The sequence below is a fragment of the Rhodococcus sp. APC 3903 genome (genome assembly GCF_030407755.1).
Taxonomy (GTDB): Bacteria; Actinomycetota; Actinomycetes; order Mycobacteriales; family Mycobacteriaceae; genus Rhodococcus_F; species Rhodococcus_F erythropolis.
Map to the genome: position 1 here is coordinate 72571 of NZ_JASDCV010000001.1, position 20630 is coordinate 93200.

22 protein-coding genes and 4 tRNA genes are annotated in these 20630 nt (G+C 62.0%); 11 read left to right on the forward strand and 15 right to left on the reverse strand.

Features of this window, described 5'->3' with window-relative positions:
* Positions 1-16: 16 nt before the first annotated feature.
* Positions 17-712: a phosphate signaling complex protein PhoU gene (gene phoU, locus QMA15_RS00395; RefSeq protein ID WP_003940130.1), complete on the reverse strand. Its 696-nt coding sequence runs from the start codon at positions 710-712 to the stop codon at positions 17-19.
* 72 nt (positions 713-784) lie between these two features.
* The gene (locus tag QMA15_RS00400; protein ID WP_019745079.1) at positions 785-2377 is read right to left on the reverse strand and encodes an LCP family protein; all 1593 of its coding nucleotides are present in this window, start codon (positions 2375-2377) and stop codon (positions 785-787) included.
* Between the two features lie 25 nt (positions 2378-2402).
* On the opposite strand from QMA15_RS00400, the gene QMA15_RS00405 reads away from it, so the two are divergent.
* The gene (locus QMA15_RS00405; RefSeq protein ID WP_128636558.1) at positions 2403-2822 is read left to right on the forward strand and encodes a hypothetical protein; all 420 of its coding nucleotides are present in this window, start codon (positions 2403-2405) and stop codon (positions 2820-2822) included.
* Between the two features lie 161 nt (positions 2823-2983).
* Here the strand turns inward: QMA15_RS00405 and dusB are convergent, their stop codons facing one another.
* The 3 genes from dusB to QMA15_RS00420 all read right to left on the reverse strand — a co-directional run bounded on the left by dusB (position 2984) and on the right by QMA15_RS00420 (position 6174).
* The gene (gene dusB, locus QMA15_RS00410; protein WP_003939756.1) at positions 2984-4126 is read right to left on the reverse strand and encodes a tRNA dihydrouridine synthase DusB; all 1143 of its coding nucleotides are present in this window, start codon (positions 4124-4126) and stop codon (positions 2984-2986) included.
* Positions 4127-4207: 81 nt separating this feature from the next.
* Positions 4208-5167, reverse strand: a complete 960-nt coding sequence (locus QMA15_RS00415) for an acyl-ACP desaturase (RefSeq protein ID WP_003940492.1) — start codon at positions 5165-5167, stop codon at positions 4208-4210.
* A 128-nt stretch (positions 5168-5295) separates the two neighbouring features.
* Positions 5296-6174, reverse strand: a complete 879-nt coding sequence (locus QMA15_RS00420) for a LysR family transcriptional regulator (RefSeq protein WP_019745078.1) — start codon at positions 6172-6174, stop codon at positions 5296-5298.
* A 114-nt stretch (positions 6175-6288) separates the two neighbouring features.
* Here QMA15_RS00420 and QMA15_RS00425 point away from each other — a divergent pair, with 114 nt between their 5' ends.
* Positions 6289-7506: an MFS transporter gene (locus QMA15_RS00425; RefSeq protein WP_182262436.1), complete on the forward strand. Its 1218-nt coding sequence runs from the start codon at positions 6289-6291 to the stop codon at positions 7504-7506.
* A 56-nt stretch (positions 7507-7562) separates the two neighbouring features.
* Here the strand turns inward: QMA15_RS00425 and QMA15_RS00430 are convergent, their stop codons facing one another.
* Positions 7563-8153, reverse strand: a complete 591-nt coding sequence (locus QMA15_RS00430) for a DUF937 domain-containing protein (RefSeq protein WP_153211715.1) — start codon at positions 8151-8153, stop codon at positions 7563-7565.
* Positions 8154-8252: 99 nt separating this feature from the next.
* A complete protein-coding gene (locus QMA15_RS00435; RefSeq protein WP_020970602.1) occupies positions 8253-8699 on the reverse strand; it encodes a hypothetical protein in 447 nt (148 codons plus the stop codon).
* Between the two features lie 99 nt (positions 8700-8798).
* Between QMA15_RS00435 and QMA15_RS00440 the strand changes: the two genes are divergently transcribed.
* A complete protein-coding gene (locus tag QMA15_RS00440) occupies positions 8799-9176 on the forward strand; it encodes an MmcQ/YjbR family DNA-binding protein (RefSeq protein ID WP_007733864.1) in 378 nt (125 codons plus the stop codon).
* A 45-nt stretch (positions 9177-9221) separates the two neighbouring features.
* Positions 9222-9806, forward strand: a complete 585-nt coding sequence (locus tag QMA15_RS00445) for a hypothetical protein (protein ID WP_021345398.1) — start codon at positions 9222-9224, stop codon at positions 9804-9806.
* Between the two features lies 1 nt (position 9807).
* Here QMA15_RS00445 and QMA15_RS00450 read toward each other — a convergent pair whose 3' ends face one another.
* From QMA15_RS00450 to QMA15_RS00460, 3 genes are all read right to left on the reverse strand, one after another.
* A complete protein-coding gene (locus QMA15_RS00450) occupies positions 9808-11007 on the reverse strand; it encodes a low temperature requirement protein A (protein ID WP_081671573.1) in 1200 nt (399 codons plus the stop codon).
* Positions 11008-11091: 84 nt separating this feature from the next.
* The gene (locus tag QMA15_RS00455; protein ID WP_031333781.1) at positions 11092-12180 is read right to left on the reverse strand and encodes an NAD(P)-dependent alcohol dehydrogenase; all 1089 of its coding nucleotides are present in this window, start codon (positions 12178-12180) and stop codon (positions 11092-11094) included.
* Between the two features lie 29 nt (positions 12181-12209).
* Positions 12210-12683, reverse strand: coding sequence for a DUF4334 domain-containing protein (locus QMA15_RS00460; RefSeq protein WP_019745072.1), 474 nt, complete (start codon positions 12681-12683; stop codon positions 12210-12212).
* A 120-nt stretch (positions 12684-12803) separates the two neighbouring features.
* Between QMA15_RS00460 and QMA15_RS00465 the strand changes: the two genes are divergently transcribed.
* Positions 12804-13346 carry a TetR family transcriptional regulator gene (locus QMA15_RS00465; protein ID WP_029256113.1) on the forward strand — a complete coding sequence of 181 codons (543 nt, stop codon included), beginning with the start codon at positions 12804-12806 and terminating at the stop codon, positions 13344-13346.
* Positions 13347-13440: 94 nt separating this feature from the next.
* Here QMA15_RS00465 and QMA15_RS00470 read toward each other — a convergent pair whose 3' ends face one another.
* Together QMA15_RS00470 and QMA15_RS00475 are read right to left on the reverse strand one after the other, a co-directional pair.
* A complete protein-coding gene (locus QMA15_RS00470; RefSeq protein ID WP_279163559.1) occupies positions 13441-14634 on the reverse strand; it encodes a PrsW family intramembrane metalloprotease in 1194 nt (397 codons plus the stop codon).
* Entirely contained in the window at positions 14634-15305 is a 672-nt protein-coding gene (locus tag QMA15_RS00475) for a hypothetical protein (protein WP_046379179.1), read from the reverse strand. The genes QMA15_RS00470 and QMA15_RS00475 overlap by 1 nt, the downstream gene beginning before the upstream one ends.
* A 424-nt stretch (positions 15306-15729) precedes the next feature.
* Here QMA15_RS00475 and QMA15_RS00480 point away from each other — a divergent pair, with 424 nt between their 5' ends.
* Both QMA15_RS00480 and QMA15_RS00485 read left to right on the forward strand, forming a co-directional pair.
* Entirely contained in the window at positions 15730-15996 is a 267-nt protein-coding gene (locus QMA15_RS00480) for a hypothetical protein (protein WP_279163560.1), read from the forward strand.
* 62 nt (positions 15997-16058) lie between these two features.
* Complete coding sequence (locus QMA15_RS00485; protein WP_134999847.1) at positions 16059-16910, forward strand: alpha/beta fold hydrolase; 852 nt, start codon at positions 16059-16061, stop codon at positions 16908-16910.
* Positions 16911-16998: 88 nt separating this feature from the next.
* On the opposite strand, the gene QMA15_RS00490 is transcribed toward QMA15_RS00485, so the two are convergent.
* The 3 genes from QMA15_RS00490 to QMA15_RS00500 form a co-directional block, all read right to left on the reverse strand.
* A tRNA-Lys gene (locus QMA15_RS00490) sits at positions 16999-17071 on the reverse strand.
* A 12-nt stretch (positions 17072-17083) separates the two neighbouring features.
* Positions 17084-18475: an MFS transporter gene (locus QMA15_RS00495; protein WP_279163561.1), complete on the reverse strand. Its 1392-nt coding sequence runs from the start codon at positions 18473-18475 to the stop codon at positions 17084-17086.
* Positions 18472-18963: a MarR family transcriptional regulator gene (locus QMA15_RS00500; RefSeq protein WP_021345391.1), complete on the reverse strand. Its 492-nt coding sequence runs from the start codon at positions 18961-18963 to the stop codon at positions 18472-18474. The genes QMA15_RS00495 and QMA15_RS00500 overlap by 4 nt, the downstream gene beginning before the upstream one ends.
* A gap of 405 nt (positions 18964-19368) precedes the next feature.
* Between QMA15_RS00500 and QMA15_RS00505 the strand changes: the two genes are divergently transcribed.
* The 4 genes from QMA15_RS00505 to QMA15_RS00520 all read left to right on the forward strand — a co-directional run bounded on the left by QMA15_RS00505 (position 19369) and on the right by QMA15_RS00520 (position 20562).
* The gene (locus tag QMA15_RS00505; RefSeq protein ID WP_019745065.1) at positions 19369-20022 is read left to right on the forward strand and encodes a TetR family transcriptional regulator; all 654 of its coding nucleotides are present in this window, start codon (positions 19369-19371) and stop codon (positions 20020-20022) included.
* Between the two features lie 111 nt (positions 20023-20133).
* A tRNA-Glu gene (locus tag QMA15_RS00510) sits at positions 20134-20206 on the forward strand.
* A 135-nt stretch (positions 20207-20341) separates the two neighbouring features.
* Positions 20342-20415 (forward strand) — tRNA-Asp (locus tag QMA15_RS00515).
* 70 nt (positions 20416-20485) lie between these two features.
* Positions 20486-20562, forward strand: a tRNA-Phe gene (locus QMA15_RS00520).
* The last annotated feature ends 68 nt before the right edge of the window (positions 20563-20630 follow it).

Consider the following 20630-nt stretch of genomic DNA (forward strand, 5'->3'; position numbering starts at 1 on the left):
ACGTGGACGGTTGGGTTCAGAGATCCGGGTACGAGGTGAGGTTGTCGACCTTCTCGGTGGTTTCCGGCTCTTCGGGCAGCTTGCCGGTCACCAGGAAGATGACGCGTCGGCCGACCTCGACGGCGTGGTCGGCGAACCGCTCGTAGAAGCGGCCGAGCAGCGTGACGTCGACTGCGGCGGCAACGCCGTGCTTCCACTCGCGGTCCATGAGGACGGTGAAGAGGTGGCGGTGGAGGTCGTCCATCGCTTCGTCTTCTTCGCGCAGGCGGGCAGCGCGCTCGGGGTCGCGGGTCTCGAGGACGACCTTGGCGGCCGCACCGATGGAGACAGCGATGCGTCCCATCTCGGCGAAGTAGCCGTTGACCTCTTCGGGAAGCACGTGGTTGGGATGTCGGCGGCGCGCGATCTTCGCGACGTGCAGGGCGAGTGCACCCATGCGGTCGATGTCGGCGACGATCTGGATTCCACTGACCACCGAGCGCAGATCTCCGGCAACGGGAGCCTGCAGGGCGAGCAGCGCAAACGCGCGCTCCTCGCAAATGGTGCTGAGTTCGGTGATCTTGTCGTGTTCGCCGATTACTTGTTCTGCCAGGGACAGGTCTGCCTGGAGCAGGGACTGGGTGGCGCGCTCCATAGCGGCACCTGCCAGTCCTGCCATCTCGCCGAGCGTGTCTGCAAGCTCGGTCATCTGTTCGTTGTAAGCCACGCGCATGAGGTCAGAGCCTACGTGCCGTGAAAGACCAAGTCACAAGCACCAGGTGAACGCAAGGTGAATGAACGCGTGTCAGTCGCAGGTGGTGTCGCCTGCGTTGACGCTGGCGATGTCGGCGGGCAGAGCCGTCGAGGTGCTGGTGTCGACCGATGTCGGATTTGCCGCCAGGATGGTCCCCGGGTCCGCGGGGGCGACGACGGTGCCGGCGAAATTGCTTCCGACGACGACCTCGATCATGTCTCCCATGCTCGGAGCGAGAACGAGAACCGCACCGGGAATCGACGACGCGACAGTGACCGCTTCAGCCTCGTAACCTGCTGCGTAACGCACGACGGTGGTCGAGGCTTGAGCATTCGCCAGGCCGGTGGCTGCGCTGAAGTTGCCGACCGTGGAGATCTGGAAACCGTAGGCAGCGAGGCTGTCGGCGATCGTCGCGGCCTGCCCGGCGATTCCCGACGCGTTGGAGACGTCGACCGAGATGTTGTAGGCGCTCATCGCTTCGACGGAAGTGGCGGCGGGCGGCGTGCTGGACGTAGGAGCGGTTGTCGTGGAACTGGTCGACGACGGTGTGGTGTCCTCGCGCTCTTCACCCGGAAGCGGTTCGTCGTCGATGATCGCCTGGAAGAGGGACTTGATCTCGTCGGTGCGAGGAATCTCGTTGCCCCAGTCGTTGGTGCCGTCCGTGGGGACCGTCAAGAACGTGACCGCGCCCGCGTCGACGTTCTGCAGCGAACGGCCGAGGGTGACCAGCGACTTCGTGTCGATGTTCTCGACGAACGTGTCGCTGGTGAAGGCGTTGATGAATCCGTTGAGCTTGCTCGGATTCAGGAGGACCTGGTTGGACAGGGCCGAGCGGAGCAGCGCCGACAGGAACTTCTGCTGACGGGTGATGCGTCCGTAGTCGCCGTTACCCTCGGCTTCGACGTGGCGCGCACGCACATAGTTGAGGGCGGTACGGCCGTCGAGCATCTGCGTTCCGCCGGATGCGAGGACGGTTCCGAGGATGCCGTCCTCGATCGGTCCGGGGGAGCAGACGTTCACGCCGCCGACGGTGTCGACCATGCGCTCGAAACCGGCGAAGTCCATTCCGACGAAGTGCCCGATTTTCAGGCCGGACATCTTCTGGATGACCTTGACCAGGCACTTGGGACCACCGAGTGCGTACGTCGCATTGAGCTTGTCGCCACTGGCGGCCGGGAAGGTTTCGCTGGTGTACTTGCCGGCGTCGTTGTCCCAGCCCTGGCAGATCGGACGTTCGACGTCGAGGTCACGCGGGAAGGAGACGGCGACGACGCGGCTTCGGTCGGCGGGAATGTTCACCAGCATGACCGTGTCGGCTCGGGCGCCTTCGGCGTCTTCGACGGTTCCGGCGCCGATCTCACCGCTCGCACCGGCGCGGGTATCGGTGCCGATGATCAAGTACGTCTCGTCGCCGAGCTGGCCGCCGGCGTCGATGATGTCGTCGGACTCGGTGTCGAGTGCCGCAATCTGATCGAAACCGCCTTCGACTGACCGCAGATAACCCCAGACGACGCCGGTCAACGCGAGAGACATGACGGCCAGGAACGCTACTGCCGATCGGCCGATCACTTTTGCGCGATGGCGGCGGCGAATCTTGCTTTGTGCCAGACGGGTAGCGCCGGTGTCACCGACTACCCGCGGCACTGCGGAGGTCACGGGATGTTCTTCGGTGATCCAGTCCGCAGCGGCGGGCGGGACTGTCGGACGCGCGGGAATCGGCCGGGCCGGGGGCGGCGCGGACGCTGATGGAGGTGGAGTCCTGGGTGGCACGGATTTGGTCGGCGCCGGCTTGGGCGGCGCAGCCGGGGCAGGTGGCGGCTTCTTGTCGCCTACCCGACGGACCAACTCGGCGACCGAAACAGAGTCGTCGGTCGGAGGCGAATCCCGGCGGCCGGTCCGTCCACTGCTGCGACGCTCCGGGGGACTGGGTGGTTGCGGTGCTGGTCGCTGGGGTGTGGCAGGACGCTGGGGTGTGGCAGGACGCTGGGGAGCTGCCGGTTGGTCCGGGCGGGCGTTGCGGAACCGCTTGTCTGCGAGCGGACGTTCCCAGGGGGCGCGGCTCTCGGGCGGAGGTGGGCCCGAATCGTGATCATCACCCACCGATGCAACCTGTCCCGTCGTCGACTGTCAGTAACTCGTCATTCAGATGCCGGCGTCAACCGGTTGTCGACGAAGCTGGAGCCATATTACTGGTGAATCCTGAGTGCTTCACTCAGAAAGTGATCAGAGTAATCCGACGGCGTGTTCTCGCTAGCCACCGGAGTGCATCATGTCAGCCCCCACCGGCACAAGATCGTCCTCGGGATCGTCGAGCCAACCTTCCGGAAGTGCTACCTGACCGGGCGAGCCTTGGCGACCCCGCGGACCTTCGGCGTCCTTGGGGAACGGGACGTCGTGATCGAGCTGTCCGAGCAGGTCGTCCAGTTCGGACAACGTGCTGACCAACGCCATCGAGACCCGCAGATCCGATCCGACCGGGAACCCACGCATGTACCAGGAGACGTGCTTGCGAAGTTCGCGCAAGCCCTTCATCTCACCGTGGTGTGCGGCGAGCAGCTGGGCGTGACGGGCGATGATCTTGGTGACTTCGCCGAGCGTCGGCGGCGTGGCGATCTGTTGTCCGTTGAGAGCTGCGCTGAGTTCCGCGAACAGCCATGGCCGTCCGAGGCAGCCACGCCCGACGACGACGCCGTCGCAGCCGGTCTCGTTCATCATCCGGGCAGCATCCGAAGCATCGAAGATGTCGCCGTTGCCGAGGATCGGAACGTCGGTGACGTGTTCCTTGAGACGCGTGATCTCGTTCCAGTCAGCAGTGCCGGAGTAGCGCTGCGACGCCGTACGTGCGTGAAGTGCGACGGCAGCAGCGCCTTCAGCTGCGGCGATCCGGCCGGCGTCGAGGTGCGTGTGATGTTCGGGGTCGATGCCGACGCGCATCTTCACGGTGACCGGAATATCGGTGCCCTCGGTGGCGCGCACAGCAGCCGCGACGATCTGTCCGAACAGCCGACGCTTGTACGGCAGCGCGGAGCCACCGCCCTTGCGGGTCACCTTCGGGACGGGGCAGCCGAAGTTCATGTCGATGTGATCGGCCATGTTCTCGTCGACGATCATCTTGGCCGCGGCGTAGGTCGTATCCGGGTCGACTGTGTAGAGCTGCAGCGACCGGGGTGTTTCGGTCGGGCCGAACGTGGTCATGTGCATCGTGGCCGGCTGGCGCTCGACGAGCGCACGTGCCGTGACCATCTCGCAGACGTAGAGGCCGGACGTGCTGCCTGCACGTTCGAGTTCGAGTTCACGGCACAGCGTGCGGAAGGCGACGTTGGTGACGCCCGCCATGGGGGCGAGGACCACGGGGCTGTGCAGCTCGAGTGAACCGATACGTAGGGATGACATGTCTACCTCTGAACAAATACTTGTGACAATTGGAAGTGCCCGGTACCGAATCCGGTACCGGGCACAGAATAGCTGGTGAAACTAAGAAGCCTGCTGTTCGCGCTTGGCGGCTTCGCGTGCGAGCATGCGATCGCGCTGTTCCTCGAACTTCGTCGCGTTGGCGGCGAGGGTCTCGAGGAAGGCCGCCAACTCTTCGCGCGTGTTCTCGCCTTCGGCGCTGAAATCGTTGCGCTCGAAGATGTTCCACTTGCGCAAGACGGGCCAGACGACCTCGTCGAGGTGCTGGCGAAGGTCGTAGATGCCGTGCTTGGCCATGAGAGCGCCGTTACGACGGAAGTTCGGCATGCCGGCGCCCGGCATCTGGAAGTTCTGGACGATGTTCGCCACAGCCTTGAGAGCCTGATCGGGAGCAAGATCGAGCGCGGCGGCGCAGATGTTGCGGTAGAAGATCATGTGCAGGTTCTCATCAGCGGCGATGCGCTGAAGCATCTTGTCGGCAATCGGCTCGTCGCAAGCCTTGCCGGTGTTGCGGTGGCTGACGCGCGTCGCGAGTTCCTGGAAGGTCACGTAGGCGACCGAGTGCAGCAGGCCGGCGTCGCCCTCGTCGATGGGTGCGCTGTAACCGTTTGTCATGTGTTCCATGCGGAAGCGCTCGAGCTCGACGGGGTCGACTGCGCGCGTGACGACGAGGTAGTCACGCATCACGATGCCGTGACGGTTCTCCTCGGCGGTCCACCGGCCGACCCACGTTCCCCAGGCGCCGTCCTGCGAAAAGTTTTCGGCGATCTCGCGGTGGTACGAGGGCAGGTTGTCCTCGGTGAGCAGGTTGGTGATCATCGCGGCGCGAGCTACCTCGCCGAGCTGTGACTGCTCGAGGCTCCAGTCTTCGCCGCCCATGGCTGCGAAGTTACGGCCCTCGTCCCACGGAACGTAGTCGTGTGGATGCCATTCCTTGGCCATGGAGATGTGGCGGTTGACGTTCTCCTCGGCAACCGGCTGCAGCTCTTGTAGCAGCTCCAGCTGCGTCAGAATCCTCGTCATTTCTTGCCTCCATGTTGAGTGAATGCGCGACTTCGCCCCAGCCTACGGCACCGTAGGTTTGAAAAGAATGGCATGAAAATTGCTCCCCTCGAGGGATGTTACCGATCCGTAGTTATCCGGGGGCACTTTCACGACCAAGTCGTTCTTTCGACGTAGTCGCGGAACGTCCGGGCGGGATCGGACAGCTCGCGGCTCTTCGACCAGATCAGCCCTATTTTTCGCTGTGCTCCTTCGATCGGTACGTAGACGACTCCTTCGGCCCAGATCGGTGGATCCTGCACCGGCATGACCGAGACACCGAAGGACGCGGAGACCAGTCCGCCGACCGTTGCCAGCTCGCTGCTCTCGAAGACGAAATTCGGCGTGAATCCTGCGGCCGCGCACAGTTCATCGAGAATTCTTCGCATCCCGAAGTTCGGATGCATACCGATGAACGGTTCGTCGGCCGCGTCCGCGAGCTCGACCGAATGCAACTTCGCAAAGCGATGATCAGCCGGAACAGCCAATGCCAGTGACTGCTGGGCGATCTGCATCCATGCCACCTGCGGATCACGCGGCTGCGGCGAGACGACGGCCAGGTCGGACGTGCCGGCGGCAATTCTGTCGACCAGGAACTGCGCACTGTCCTGATGCAGTTCGAATCGCACTCCGGGATGCTCGACGCGGTATCCGCGCAGCATGTGCGGCACCAACCAGGTGCCGAACGAGTGGAGGAAGTCGAGCCGGACCGTGCCGCTTTCGGGGCTCGCCAGCGACTGGATTTCGCTCTGCGCCGCGTCGAGTGAGTGAAGAGCGGTGCGAGCGTGTCGGTAGAGGATCTCGCCGTACCGGTTCAGTTCGAGTCGGCGTCCCTGACGGTCGAAGAGCGTCACTCCGATCTGTCGTTCGAGGCGTGCAAGTTTGCGCGAGAGTGTCGGCTGCGACAGGTGAGTCAGATCCGCGGTAGCGGTCACCTGTTGGGTTTCGGCGAGAACGACAAACCATTCGAGGTCTTCGGTCAGCATCACGAACCCAATCTATATACCTCTGACGCATATAGAACTCCAAGTTTATGCATTTTCTTTTGTCGAAGCTCGGCGGGAGGATTCTTACCGGAGGTAAGTGATGCCTGGAGGTATGTGGTGACTGTCGAGAATGTGATCGAATCCGAAGTGGTGCCGCTTCGCCGCGGGACATCGGGGTATCGCACGGTGACCGTTGCGTTGTTCGCGGCCGGGCTGTCGACATTCATCTCGATGTACGCGGCACAGGCATTGCTGCCTGCGTTCGCCGAAGGCTTCGACGTCTCGCCCGCGGTGTCTGCACTTTCGGTCTCGGCGACGACGGGCATGTTGGCGTTGGCGATCATTCCGGCCAGTGCGCTCTCCGAGCGGTTCGGTCGCACACGGGTGATGATCGCGTCGGCGTCGGCATCCTGTGTGATCGGTTTGCTTCTGCCGCTCAGTCCGACGATCGAGGTTCTGCTGATCGGACGCGCGGCGCAAGGCTTGGCTCTGGCGGGGGTCCCGGCGGTGGCGATGGCCTATCTGGCCGAGGAGGTCGATCGCAAGGACCTCGGTGCAGCGATGGGAAGGTACGTAGCCGGCACGACGATCGGTGGGCTGATCGGACGGCTGGTTCCGTCGGCCGTCGTCGATTTCAGTACGTGGCGCTGGGCATTGGTGACTGCGGCCTTGCTGTCAGCGTTGTTCGCGCTCAACATGATCCGGAAGCTTCCCGCGTCGAAGTTCTTTCGCCCGCAGCCGGTGTCGGTGCGTGCGATCGCATCGAATCTACGACGCCACCTTGCGAACCCGTCGCTGCGCACGCTTTTCGCCTTGGGGTTCATCCTCATGGGCGGATTCGTCTCGATCTACAACTTCCTCGGGTTTCGGCTCACGGCAGCACCTTTCGGACTTCCCGAAGCACTTGTCGGCCTGGTCTTTCTTTTCTACCTCGCCGGAACTTTCACCTCAGCGGTAGCCGGCGGGGCCTCGGACCGGCTGGGTAGGCGCAGTGTTCTGCTCGGCTCGGTTGTTGTCATCGGTATCGGTCTGGCACTGACCGTTCCGGACAATCTGGCGTTGACTCTCGTGGGGATGCTGCTCTTCACCGGAGGATTCTTCGCGGCACATTCGGTGGCCAGCGGTTGGGTGGGGCTGATCGCGACCGATCACCGGGCCGAGGCGTCGGCGTTGTATCTGTTTGCCTACTACGCGGGTTCGTCCGTGGCGGGCGCCCTCGCTGGTCTCGCGTACGCGGGCGGCGGTTGGGGTGGGGTCAGTGCCTTTGTGGGCGCGCTGCTGTTGGTTGCGTTTGCATTGTCGCTGAAGATGTTTCGATCTTCGACGGTCGAATGACAGAGCACTGCGGCGACCCCGAACGGGATCGCCGCAGTGCGAATCTGTCGAGCGTCTTACTTCTTGCCGCCGCCGAGGAGGCCGCCGAGCAGGTCACCGAGGCCGCCGCCACTGGATCCACCCAGGATGCCGCCGAGTGCGCCGCCGATGCCGCCGCCGGAATTGCCGCCACTGCCGAGAATTCCGCCGAGGAGATCCCCGAGCCCGCCGCCACCGGAGGCCTGGGTCTGCGCGCCGGCGCCGCCACCGGTGAACTGCTTGGCGAGGTAGGCCAGGACGATGGGAGCGAGGATCGGCAGCAACTGCTTCACCAGATCGTTTCCACCGCCGCCACCGACACCGCCCAGTGCGCTGGCGACCTGATCGGTGTTGCCGCCGAAGATGTTCGAGACGATCTTCTGACCGTCAGCGGTGTCGACTTTGCTGATGTCGACGCCGTCGTCGAGAAGGCTGGTGTCGGCGTGCGACTGCAGCGCACTTTCGAGTGAGGCTGCGCCTGCGGGATCCTGAGCGTTGGCGCCGAGGCCACCGACGAGGGTCGGAAGTGCAGTCTTGACCGCCGATTCGGCAGTTGCCTGGTCCACGCCGAGTTGCTGCGCGATCTGGTCGATGGGGATCTGGGATAGAAGGTCGTCAAGCGATGCCATTGATGCCCTACCTCTTCTGGGGTACTACTCGTCAGTACCCGGCTGTTGCAGACACTAGTGAATGTCGGCGTCGACGGTAACCCTCCGGTTGCCGAGCGGTCAGGCTCGGGTCTTCTCGCGGGGGACCAGACACGCTAGGAGAGCGAGAATCAGTCCGCCGGCCGTCAAGATGAATCCTGTCTGATTTGTCAGGATCGTGGAGTAGTTTTCCCTGATGACATTGTCGAATTGATCGTTCACTCGGTAGTAGAACGTGCCCAGAGTTCCCAATCCCACGATGATTCCGATCCACGCTGAAATACGAGAACCGAACAAAGCGGCGATCAGAATCAATACGGCTGCAGCGAGCAGAAGTATCGCCATCGAACGGTAGAAGGTCACGGACTGATCGCCGAGTTGCTCGATTGCCCACCCGGCCGGAAAACCGTCCCGCAGGTCCTCGAGGCGAACGTTGTTGGGTTTGACCCCGGCCAGTACGTACATGAACGAGCCGACGGCAACGGCGATTCCACAAATGAGCAGAACCAGATGAACTAACGTGCGCATGCCACTCTCCCTGTGTTCGGAGTTCGGTAACGCGGTCGTCGCCGAGCCTAGCTGTGTCGCGGGTGTCAAGCTCGGTATCGAGCGTGCAGAATCGTCTCCATGCCCGACAACATGCGTCGACTCGAAGAGATCTCGTTGTCCCTGCCGGAGGCGGAGCGCGTCGACATCGAAGCGTGGGACGGTCACCCGACCTTCCGGGTCCGCGGCAAGAACTTCGTGTTCTGCAACGTCGAAGCCACCTCCTTGACCGTCAAGTTGAGCAAGGAGGAAGCCGAAGCGGTGGTTGCCACCGAACCAGGCGCAAGCGCTGCCGGCTACGGTCTCGGTCGACACGGGTGGGTTGCGCTCGACATCGGCACCGACGTTTCCGAGGAGAAATGGTCGCAACTGGAGGAGTGGATCTACACCTCGTTCACCCTCGTTGCTCCGAAGCGGCTTGCCCGGATCGTTCTCGATGCGGATGAGGAACGCCCGTAACGGATAGATTCGTCAGTACAGACGCCGACTAGACGAGGATTTGTCATGACGACACCGGAAACTTCACCGGCCACCGAAAAACCGGGCATGCCGCCGTGGGCGAAGAAGGCCATCGGGATCGCAGTGATGGCGGTGGTCCTGGTCATCGCTTACTTCATCCTTGCCGCCTTCCTTCCGCGTTGGTGGGCGCAGCGAATTGCGTCGTTGTCGAACGGCAGCTTCAGCGCCGGAATCGCGTGGGGACTGCTGTTCGGTCTCGTCTGCACCCTGGTCCCGCTCATCTTCTTCCGAGCGGTCTGGCAGGTGCGCAAGCGCAAGCATGCTCGAATCATCCAGATCACGGCTCTCGCGTTGGGTGTGATCTTCGCGCTGCCGAATCTGCTCTCTCTGACAGTTGTTCTCGGCAACAACAATGCAGCGCATGCGGGCGAGCGGATCCTCGACGTCGACGGCCCCGGTTTCCGCGGAGCCTCCGTTGTCGGTGCAGTCCTGGGCGTCGCGTTGTTCCTGGGTCTTGTTGCGCTCGGCTATATGTACAAAAAGCGTGGCAAGGATCTCGACAAGATGCGCGGTGAGCTCAAGCAACACGAGCCGCAGAGTAAGGGCGAGGCTCCAGCCCCGGAAATCTGAGTCAGCTCTTCGACCGAGTACTCAGGCCGACACCGACTCCGACGGTTCCCGCCGCCACCAGTCCGGCGAGCGGGACCGCCCAGTGTTCGGCAAATGTGCAGGCGAGAACCAGGATTGCGCTCACCGGTAGAACAGCCTGCTCGATCCTGTCACGCTTGAAGTGTCGTGAGTGCATGAGCCACACGAAGATCAGGAACATCGCGGCGGGGATCGTGACCGCGGCAGATGCTGCGAACGTCGAAATGTGCGCCTCGCCAACTGCTTCCTCGACGGCTACTTCGATGCCGGCGCCGATGGCCGCAGCGGATCCGAATACGAAGTAGTGCCCGTATCCCCACAACAAGACGGCGCGATTGCCCTGGTCTGCGAGGTACTCGTGGATCGGGACGGCGAAGTAGATCCACAACGCGGAGAACACGATCAGAACTCCGCCGACAGCAATCGGAATCAATAGGTCGGCGGCGTCGAAATCACGAATGCCGGATTGGACCGCGATGGTGGCGGCAGCAATGGTTTCGCCGAGCATGATGATGGTGAAGAGGCCGTAGCGTTCGGCGATGTGTTGCGGGTGCCACGGCGTCTGGTGGTTGCGCTCGGCGATTGCCGGCACCGCGAGTTCGGCGATCATGAGAACGAAGAAGCCCGGAATCCACGCCGACGCCGGCATCAGGAGCAGCACGATCCAGCCGGCCTGGACGATCACGAGCCCGGCGGCATATTGCAAAGCAGTGGTTCGCGCTGCACCGGATTCACCGCTGGCGGCTCGAAGCCATTGGCAGGTGAGCGCAATTCGCATGATGAGGTAGCCGACGATGGCCGTCGTACGGTCGGTTCCGTCGAATGCGTCGGGGATTCCGGCGGCGAAGACGAGCACGCCACAAATCTGTACGAAGGTCGCGATCCGGTAGGGGACGTCGTCCGTGTCGTAGGCAGACGCGAACCAGGTGAAGTTCACCCACGCCCACCACAGCGCGAAGAAGACGAACATATAACCGGCGATGCCGTCGACGTAGTGGCCCTCGGCAACAGCATGCACCAGTTGAACTCCGGCCTGTGCGGCCGCAACCACGAAACACAGGTCGAAGAACAGTTCGAGTGGCGTCGATGCGCGATGGTTCTCGTCGCGGCTGCGTGCGCGCATCCGGATGATCGGCATAACGGCCCGGCCGTGGCCCGCGCCTGTACTGGTGTGTTCTGTCATCGTCCCCACCTTGCTCCGACGTCTAGTGCAGGAGCGCAGTCTAGGGCGAATTCCGTCGGGTCGACGAATGAGACATTTCGCCCCTCACCACACGAGAACGGGTTTGATGACGCGCCCCGACGCTTGATCTTCGACGGCTTTGTTGATGTCGGCGAATGCGTAGCGCGTCACCAAGCGGTCGATCGGAAACCGGCCACCAGTGAAGAGTTCGACGAGTTCGGGGATGAACGTCGAGACTTCCGACTCTCCTTCGATGCATCCTCGAATTGTCTTTCCGCTCAGCATGATGTCGGCCATGTTCACCTCGACCGTGGATGCTCCGAGTCCGACTACCGCCAGTGTTCCCCGTGCTCGAAGTGATGTGACGGCTTGATTGATCACGGAGCCGATTCCGGTGGTGTCGAGGGAATGCGTCGAACCTCCGTCGGTGGCGGCGCGGACCGCGTCGAGCGCATCTTCATTCGAGGGATCGACAGTGACGGCGCCGAATTCCTCGGCGAGTTCGCGCCGCTGCGCAACGGGGTCCACGGCGACCAGGGTGGAAACGCCGGCAGCCCTCGCCGCCAGCAGCGCTGCGAGTCCGACGCTGCCTGCCCCGAAAACGACAAACGTCGAGTCGGGCTCGGGGCGAAGTAGATTCAGCACGGCACCCGCGCCGGTTTGAAACCCGCAGCCGAGCGGAGCCGCGACGGTCAGGTCCACCGCAGGATCGACGACGACGGTGTTGTCGGCAGAGGCGATGACGTATTCCGCGAAGCTGGACTGGCCGAAGAATGCGGACCGTATCGGAGTTCCGTTTCGCCGGACCGGCGTCGAGCCGTCGGTGCGTGCGCCAGAGCTGTTGAGCCCGTGTGAGCTTTCGCAGTACGCCCGATGGCCGCTGAGACATTGCCTGCATACACCGCAACTGCGGTAGCTCAGCAATACGTGATCACCAGCCGCGATGTTGTCGATCGACGAGCCAACGGCTTGCACGACGCCGGCGCCTTCGTGTCCGAACACGCAGGGCCCGAGCTTTTCCGGTAGCACCGTCTTCGTGAACAGATCCGTGTGGCACAGGCCTGTCGCGACGATGCGAACCAGGATCTCGTCTGCGCGGGGTTCGTCGATCTCGACGGTGTCGAGTGTGAAGGGGGAGTGCGGGCCGTGTGAGAGCGCCGCTGTCATCTGCATGGCGGACGTCGAATTCTGTTCGGCGCGAATCACGCTCGCTCGAGCAGGAAGTAGTAGTGCTGTCCGCCGTCGAGAACCAACGCCGATTTGCCGTTCATGATGCCCATGAGCGTCGAATCGTCGACTTTCTTGAAGTGGTCGAAGATCGGCGCGCCGTCGTAGACCATCGTCGCCGTGACTTCGCCACGAAACTCGATGTTCCACAGGCTTGCCTCGCCATTGCCGCTCTTGACGTCGGAGTAGAGGTTGCCGTCTTCGTCTCGGCAGATCAACGGCTTTGCATCCTCGACGGAATTGAAAGTCTTGCCGTACCAGCGGCTCGCGAACAGTTTTTCGTGCAGACGATGACCGGTGGCGAAGTCGTCGCCCTTCCATTCCCCGAGGATTTCTTCGGCGGCAACGGTTTCCAGCGCGGCCCACACTTCGTCGAGTTCTGCTGGTGAAACACCACTTTCCGATCCACGGAGCCGGGTGAATGCGGTTCGAGCGTCATCGAGATTCATGTCTCTCCTTGCGTCGGCGGGTGAGTTGGCCGAAGTTCGCGAACCAAATTGTTCGTCAACTCTGCACGCTACGCCGAACCGGATGGTTCGGCAACGGTCGATTCGTTCTAGGCTGTGAACATGCGCTCAGCAGGGGAAGCCACGAGAGACCGCATTCTGGCGGCCGCAAAGGACGAATTTGCGACGTACGGCCTGGCCGGCGCGCGGATCAATCGGATCGCCGCGCAAGCGCGTGCCAGCAAGGACCGTCTCTACGCGTACTTCGCGAGCAAGGAAGAGTTGTTTTCTGCCGTCACTGAGCAATGGACGTCCGAAACCACAGCGGAGACAGCGCTACGAGGTGATGATCTGCCGGGGTATGCAGGTCGACTTTTCGACAACTACGTCGCGCATCCCGAGAACGCTCGATTGCAGCAATGGGCGGATCTCGAAGCACCGGACGTCATGAGCGAGGACGACATACGAAGCAAGACGTTCCGGCCGAAGGTAGCCGAGATTCGCAAAGGTCAACTCGAGGGACACATCGACCCCGAGTGGAATCCCGCGGAGTTGATTCTGTTGATCACCGACATCGCCCGGATGTTCGCGCTCAAGTCGTCCCGTCCCGTCGCTCAGCGTCGCGAGGCTGCGGTCGGGGCGGTTCAGCGGTTGATCGCGACGTGACGAACCGGATGTGCAACGTGATCAATGGCCAACGCCGCGTTCCCTTGTGCTCTCGCACGAGGGGACGCGGCGTTGAATTCCAGTTCGGAGCGGGTCAGAGCTTGACCGACGGCTGACCACTCCTGATACGACTTACCTCGGATCGAGCGAATTCGACTCGGCCGGTGTTGGTTCCGTGGGAGTCTGCCAGAGCGTCGGCGAGGTCTGCCGCGGCTTCGAGGACGTATTCGGCGCGTTTACGGGCCGCGTGTCCGCCTGCAGATTTGCGGAAAGCCCTGCGTGCCTTGTGGTCGCCGCACAGAGCGACGAATTCTTCGTCCGTGATGACACCACGGTCGACTTCCGGTGCCAGGATGTCGCTCAGGAACTGGCGTTCACGTGGAACCGTCATTCGAAACACGCGGACCACGAGGGTCAATGCAGCGGCGACCATGACAAAGAAGAGCGAAAAGAGGAGTGCATTCTTGCCTTGTGTCAAGGCACCGGCGGAATCCCACAGGCCGTGGAGCAGCATCGCGGTCGCCATCAGCGCGAGTCCGCGCCCCACACGACGCGGTTCCGCCGGCCGTCCCAGTAGATAGACGAGTCCGGCACCGAAGATCGCACTGTACAGAGTGTGTGCGGCCACTCCGAATACCATGCGGAGGATGATCGTCGGCATCGCAGCGCCGACCGGATCGGCTCCGAACTGCGACGCGGCCGAGTTCAAGGCGTACAGAACGTCTTCGAAGATCTGGAAGCCGAGTCCGATGAAGGCGCCGAGGATGAATCCGTCGAATGCGGTGCGCACCAATCGAGATGCCAGTGCGATGAGCAGGAGCAACCCGATGCCCTTGGCGATTTCTTCGGTGAACGGAGCTGTCAGGCCGGGGCCCCAGTCCGATGCCCACGCCTGTCCGAATGTCTTGGCGTACAAGGACAAGATGGCGTCGTTGGCGTTTGCGGCCATCACCCATGTAGCGGCGAAGCTGCCCCACAGGAACGCAACGACGATCAGTTTGACCGGTTGGCGCGCGTACCTGTCGATGTGCTGCGTGAACCACCAGAAGATGGCGCCGTACACACCGAACAGCACCAGCGAAAGCGCGATGGCTTCTCCGTAAGCGCCGGCGGACGACGACAGCAGCGAGAAGAATTTGAAGGCGCCGCTCACCACCAAAGCGAGGTAAACCCAGAAAGCGGCGTTGCGCGGCTGGTAGAACGTGAACGACCTACCCCAACCGGAGTTCTCGATCGCACCGGCGCGGGTGAGGAGATCGTTTGCGGGTTGTGTTGTGGGAGTGCTCATCAGGAACCCTCTCCGGCTCGGTGGCTGATGCTCACGATCATGTGAGCAATGTCGTCCGTGATGGTCGGAGCCACATCGCTCGGCCCGGTGGAGACAACTTCGATGCCTTTTCCGTCGACGACAAATGCTGCGATCACGCCGTCGGCAGTCGAGTTCGAGTAGCTGGTGATGACACCACGAATGCCGCTCGCCGTGGTGATCGAGGAAGAGTCGCCGCTGACGCGCAAAGACTCTGCTGTTGCCAGGGCGTCCGAGGTCTTCTTGATCTGTTCGAGTAGAGCGTTCGCGTCACCGGCGAAGGGTGCCGTGTAGACGGTGAACAGTGCACCGCTGTTCACCAGAGTTGCGCGCTGCGGGAACGAACCGGAGACGGGAGCATCAGTTTCGCGGACCCCGTCTGTGATTCCCCAGCCGACGGCGGGAACGAAGGTGATGCCGTCTTTGAGTTCCATGACATCCCCGGCCACGACTTCGTCGTCGTAGGCGACAGAGTTGTTGACGGCCGGGATGAGGATGCTCATGACTATCGCAACGGCCAGCACTATCGCTGCCGGGATGATGGTCGCTCGGTCCAGGCCGAACCATCTACGGTCGACGGGAACCCAGCGATCCTCGGGTTCGAATGGCGTCCGCGGCGGGTCGTCCCGCACTGTGGTTTCCGTTTCGGTCATGTTTGCCCGGGCTTTCGTGAGTGCTTGGTAAGGCGTTCGCGGGCCGCAGTATCCGATTTGTACTGCACGCCGTTTGTGCTGGGTCGACAGCGAATCTGAGGAGTGCGCCTCAGGGGGTAAAAGTACCAAACAGAACGATTCAGGCAGGACGTGAACCTGGACATCGCTTGGGGGAGTTTCGAAAGGCGCCGGCCCCGGCGTCTGCACGATGTTTACGTGATTCTCAGTATTGGTGCGTAGCTTGGTCGTTGGCTCGTTGACGCCCTCGGGATGTTGACGTGCCGCCCAAACTTTTGTTGTCGACTGTTCAGATACTGGTGAGCTAAAGGATCGCGGCCGGCCACCCGTACTGAATATCGTCGACACTCAGCGTGTTCCTTAGACGCGCGCACCTGTTCAGTATCTGGAGTGGAACCGTGTCTCAGTGGCCGTGCCAATGAAGATCTCGAAGAAGGTAGCCCTGGTGCTGGTGGCTGCATTCGCGTTGGCGTTGGGTTCGGGGGAAGTCGGAACCGCCCGCGCAGACACGTCTGTCCGGGTGAGTGTGGCCGGTCATGTTGTGAGCGCCGGACACTTCGAGCAAGTGCGGCGCCCCAACCGGTGTGTGAAGGCTGGGCCGGGGAAGTCGAAACCGAGCGAGCAGAAGTCCACGAATCGCAGTGGGCGTCGAGGTAGCGGGGGATGCTTCTGACGGTGGTTGTGAAGTTCCGCAATCAGCCGTCCTGAATCTGTAACACGTTCTAATCTTGCGTGATGGACGTGACCTATGAGGGGACCAAACGCGAAGTCGCTACCGACAAGGGGACTTTGCGCTTTCACGAGGCGGGCGATGGTCCGCCGTTGATCCTGTTGCACGGCTCAGGGATCGGTGTGAGTGGTTGGCGGAACTATCGGGGGAACCTCGAGGTATTCGCGAAGCATTTCCACTGCTACATCCTCGAGTTCCCGGGTTTCGGCGTGAGCGATCCCGTCGACGGCCATCCGGTGATCACGGCAGCGTCGTCGGTGATCCGATTCATGGACGCGCTGGGAATCGAATCGGCTGCGATGATCGGCAATTCGATGGGTGGGGTAGTCGGCGTCAACGTCGCGATGAGGTTCCCGGAGCGTGTCTGCAGGCTGGTCACCATCGGTGGCGTCGGCCCGAACATCTTCAGTCAGAATCCAAGTGAAGGTACCCGTCTCCTGCAGGACTTCGCCGACGCTCCCAGCCGTGAGAAGTTGGTTCGATGGCTCGAATGCATGGTGTACGACAAGACTGTCGTCACCGAGGCGCGGATCGAGGAACGATGGGAAACGGCCAACGATCCGGCCTCGCACCAGGCATTGACCGCGATGTACGGATCCAAAGCCTTTGCCGCTCAGCAGCAGATGATGTCCAACTCGGATGTGCCGCCGTACTGGTCGATGATGCACAAGGTGCAATGCCCGACCTTGCTGACATGGGGGCTCGACGACAGGCAGTGTCCACCGGACATGCCGATGATTCCGATGCGACTGATTCCGAACGCCGAACTGCATGTATTCCCGAACTGCGGGCACTGGGTGATGATCGAAGCCAAGGAGGCATTCGAGCGCGTGACCCTCGAGTTCCTGCTTCGATGACCTGCTGATGCATTCACGTGGCACGGATTGATGTGGCACGAACGCACAAGACCCGGCGCCTCCGAATGAGGCGCCGGGTCTGTGTTTGTGCCCCCAGTAGGACTCGAACCTACGACCTGCGGATTAAAAGTCCGTAGCTCTACCAACTGAGCTATAGGGGCGCGGCGCAGAGTCTAACGGGACCGCAGAGTCCGTGAAAACACCACCCCCACCAGAAGGGCGATTCCGATGACGGCGATGGTCCCGCCCGTGCGATGCAGACCCGCGTCGTCGATGGTTCCGCGCATGGTCAGCTCGATGACGACGGCCGCAAGGTTGGCGCCGATGTACTGGATTGTTCGGTACAGGCCGATCGCGGTCCCGACGTCGGCGGAGGTGGTCACCGAGTTGATCAGGTTCTGGTTTCCCATGTTGTTGAAGCCGTTGGGGATGCCCAGGATCGCCGCTATCAGCAGGAGTGCCACAAGGGGAGTCGAACTGGATTCGACAAAGGCGATCAGAATCCCGCCGACAGCCAACGCGGCGGTGCCGATCAGGAGGGTGATTCGTGCGCCGAATTTCCCGTACACCCTGGACGCGGACATGGTCGCGAAGATCCCGACCGCAGCGACGGGCAGCATGAAGAGCCCGGCGCTGATCGGTGACATTCCGCGGGCTACCTGTAGCCACTGGGGGAGTCCGAAGAAGATGCAGTAGAACGCTGTGTAAGTCAGCAGGGTCCGGCCGAGAGTCATGCTCAGTGCGCGGTTTCGGGCGACGGCACGGACGTCGATGAACGCCGAAGCGGTTCGACGTTCCCACCAGACGAACAGGAACGCGAAGAGGGCCGTCGACGGGACGAGATACCACTTCGCGTGCTCGGCGAGAGACAGGAGAAAAAGCATCGTCGACGTCGTCAGGGCCAGGAACAGCGTGATACCGAGTGGGTCGAGAGACTTGAACACCGCAGCGGCGCCGGCCCGGTCGGGCAGTGCGGAGTCGCTCGGAGCGGCGAAGAAGACCCATACGGCAGTGACGACGACAAGCGGGAGGTTCACCCACATGATCGACTGCCAACCGAGTGTGCCGACCAGCAACCCGCCGAGAGTAGGCCCCAGCGCGACGACCGATTGAGCGCAAATGGTGAGTGTTGCTATAGCTGAACGGGTTTGAGCCCGGTGGCGGTCAGCGTATTCGCGGATGACGGTCATCGCGTTCGGATACTGTGTCGCCGTGCCGATTCCGAGCAGGATTCGCGCCGCGATAAGCCAACCCAGCGACGGGGCGAGCGAGCCGAGGATCGATCCGGCAGCGATCAGACCCAATCCCGCCAGATAGACGCGTTTGGCGCCGAGGATCGATCCGAGTCGCCCCGCCGCCGGTGCCGTGACTGCAGTCGCGATGTAGAGAGCCGAGATGACCCACGCTGTGCCCGAACTGGAACCGAAGTATGTGGCGATCGGGACGATTGCCACCGCAATCATCGACGAGTTCAGTGCCTGAAGAACGGTTCCCGAACCGAGAGCAAGACTCAGTTTCAGAGGAACGGAGGCTTGGGGTGTCGACGTTTCGGCGACGGCGGTCACGGGTTCATCAGTGACTCCTCTGATATCGATGTCGATGCTGGGGACGCGCCCTGGCCTAGTCTGCGCAGGATGCGGCCGGCGATCAGCAGCAAGTCACGCTCGGCTTCGGTGCACTCGGCGTCGATGACCTCGGCCAGCCACTGCGTGCGTTTCGTTCGGTCTTCGTGAAGGGTCGATGTGCCTAGTTCGGTCATCGTGACCAGGGCCGCGCGGCCGTCCGATGGATCCGCCCTTCGCGTCACCATGCCCTGTTCCTCGAGCGCGGCCACGGTCTTTGCGATGGATTGCGGTGTGACGCGCTCGAATTTCGCCAACTCTTTTGCGGTCAACGGACCTTGTCGGTCGAGGTGGCCGAGAGCTTGGATCTGGCTCGGCGTGAGTTTGTGGTCGTGGCGTTTGGTGCGGAGACGCCGGACGAAGGCACCCAGATCGTCCCAAAGTACGTCGATCTCGTCCCGAGTCTTGCTGCGACCCTCGCCATCGTTCATTTAGACAGTCTAACTGTGTTATTTCGATGCTGCCAGCATGGTTTCGACAAAAACTGGGGAATAAACAATCGCATTAGTTGTTTAAAACCTTGGGATTGCCGTTCATCCGTCGGCGAAGCAGGTCCGTCTGCGAGGTCGGATTATCGGAATCTCGGACACGAAAAAGCTCGGATGCGCACCCCCTGCAGCGCACCCGAGCGGCCAAAACCATACCACTTGGTGTCTTTTGGGCATAAAGTCGGTTGTTGTCCCCCGAACAGCCGATTGCCTCTAGTACTTTTGGCGGGTATCGCTCTAGTCCTTACGTAGGGTGTGTTGGAGGGGATATTGTGAGGTTTCGGGGGATGACAGGCGCCGATCACGGCGATTCTGCGTACCAACTCTGCGAGAGGCACAACACCGTAAATGGCACGTCAACAAGAGCGTGCGCGGCGTACCCGCGCCGCCCTGGTCGAAGCGGCTGCAGTCGAATTCGCCAAGCGCGGCTATGCAGCTGCGTCGGTGAACACGATCCTCGAGGGCTCCCGCGCCACCAAAGGCGCCATGTATTTCCATTTCCAGTCCAAGGAAGAGTTGGCGCGAGCGGTTCTGACCTCGGCTATCGAAACCTTCACTGGAATCACTGATCGTTGGGCCAAGAGAACAGACCTCGATCCATTCGTCGCTTTGCACGGGCTTGTGCTCGACATTGCCGAGGTCTTCCGTACCGAGGTAATCGTGCAGGCGGAATTCCGGCTGATCATCGAGCCGGAGTTCTACAAGGATGTGCAATCGGGTGGCGGGCAGGTCTGGGGAAAGACCGCCTACGAGTTGGCATTGCGCGCCAAGGACGACGGTTTGCTCCGCGAAGACGTGGACCCGGAGAAATTCACGCGCGTACTGGCAGCGAGCCTTGCCGGCCAGCGGTACATGGCGGACCTGATTGCCTCGAGTGGTGATCTGGGTGTGTGGTTCGAGGAGTCCCTCGAAGTGGTGCTCGAAGCCATGGCCACACCGGAGTGGTTGGAGAAGTTTCATCGCGACGGCTGGCCACAAGTGGAGTTCCCCGACGCGGAATAGTCCATTTTTCGCCCATGACCAGGCGATTTGTGATTTCCGAACGCTGTGCCATAAGCTATCCAAGCTCCCAACGGAACGCCGTTGGGGTACTAGTTCGGAGAGATCCGGCGGGCCCCCTTCGTCTAGCGGCCTAGGACGCCGCCCTTTCAAGGCGGTAGCGCGGGTTCGAATCCCGTAGGGGGTACGTTTTGCGAAAGCGAAACGATGCAGTATGGTTTGACCCGCACGACACGCTTTGAGATGCACAAATGCCAGGCCAGGACAGTGGTTTGGGAGCGGCTCGAAGATGTAGTACGGTTTCACAGCAAGGAAAAAGCAAGGCCCTGTGGCGCAGTTGGTTAGCGCGCCGCCCTGTCACGGCGGAGGTCGCGGGTTCGAGTCCCGTCAGGGTCGCAAAGCTTTGTTCTCAATCAATTGGTTGAGAACAAAGCAATGCGATAGGCATTCGGTTCGGGTGCCGTCCGGCCAGGTAGCTCAGTTGGTACGAGCGTCCGCCTGAAAAGCGGAAGGTCGCCGGTTCGATCCCGGCCCTGGCCACCATAATTCTTATCGACAAGCTCCAATCTCATGTTCTTCGAACATAAGGTTGGAGCTTTTTCGTGTTCGGA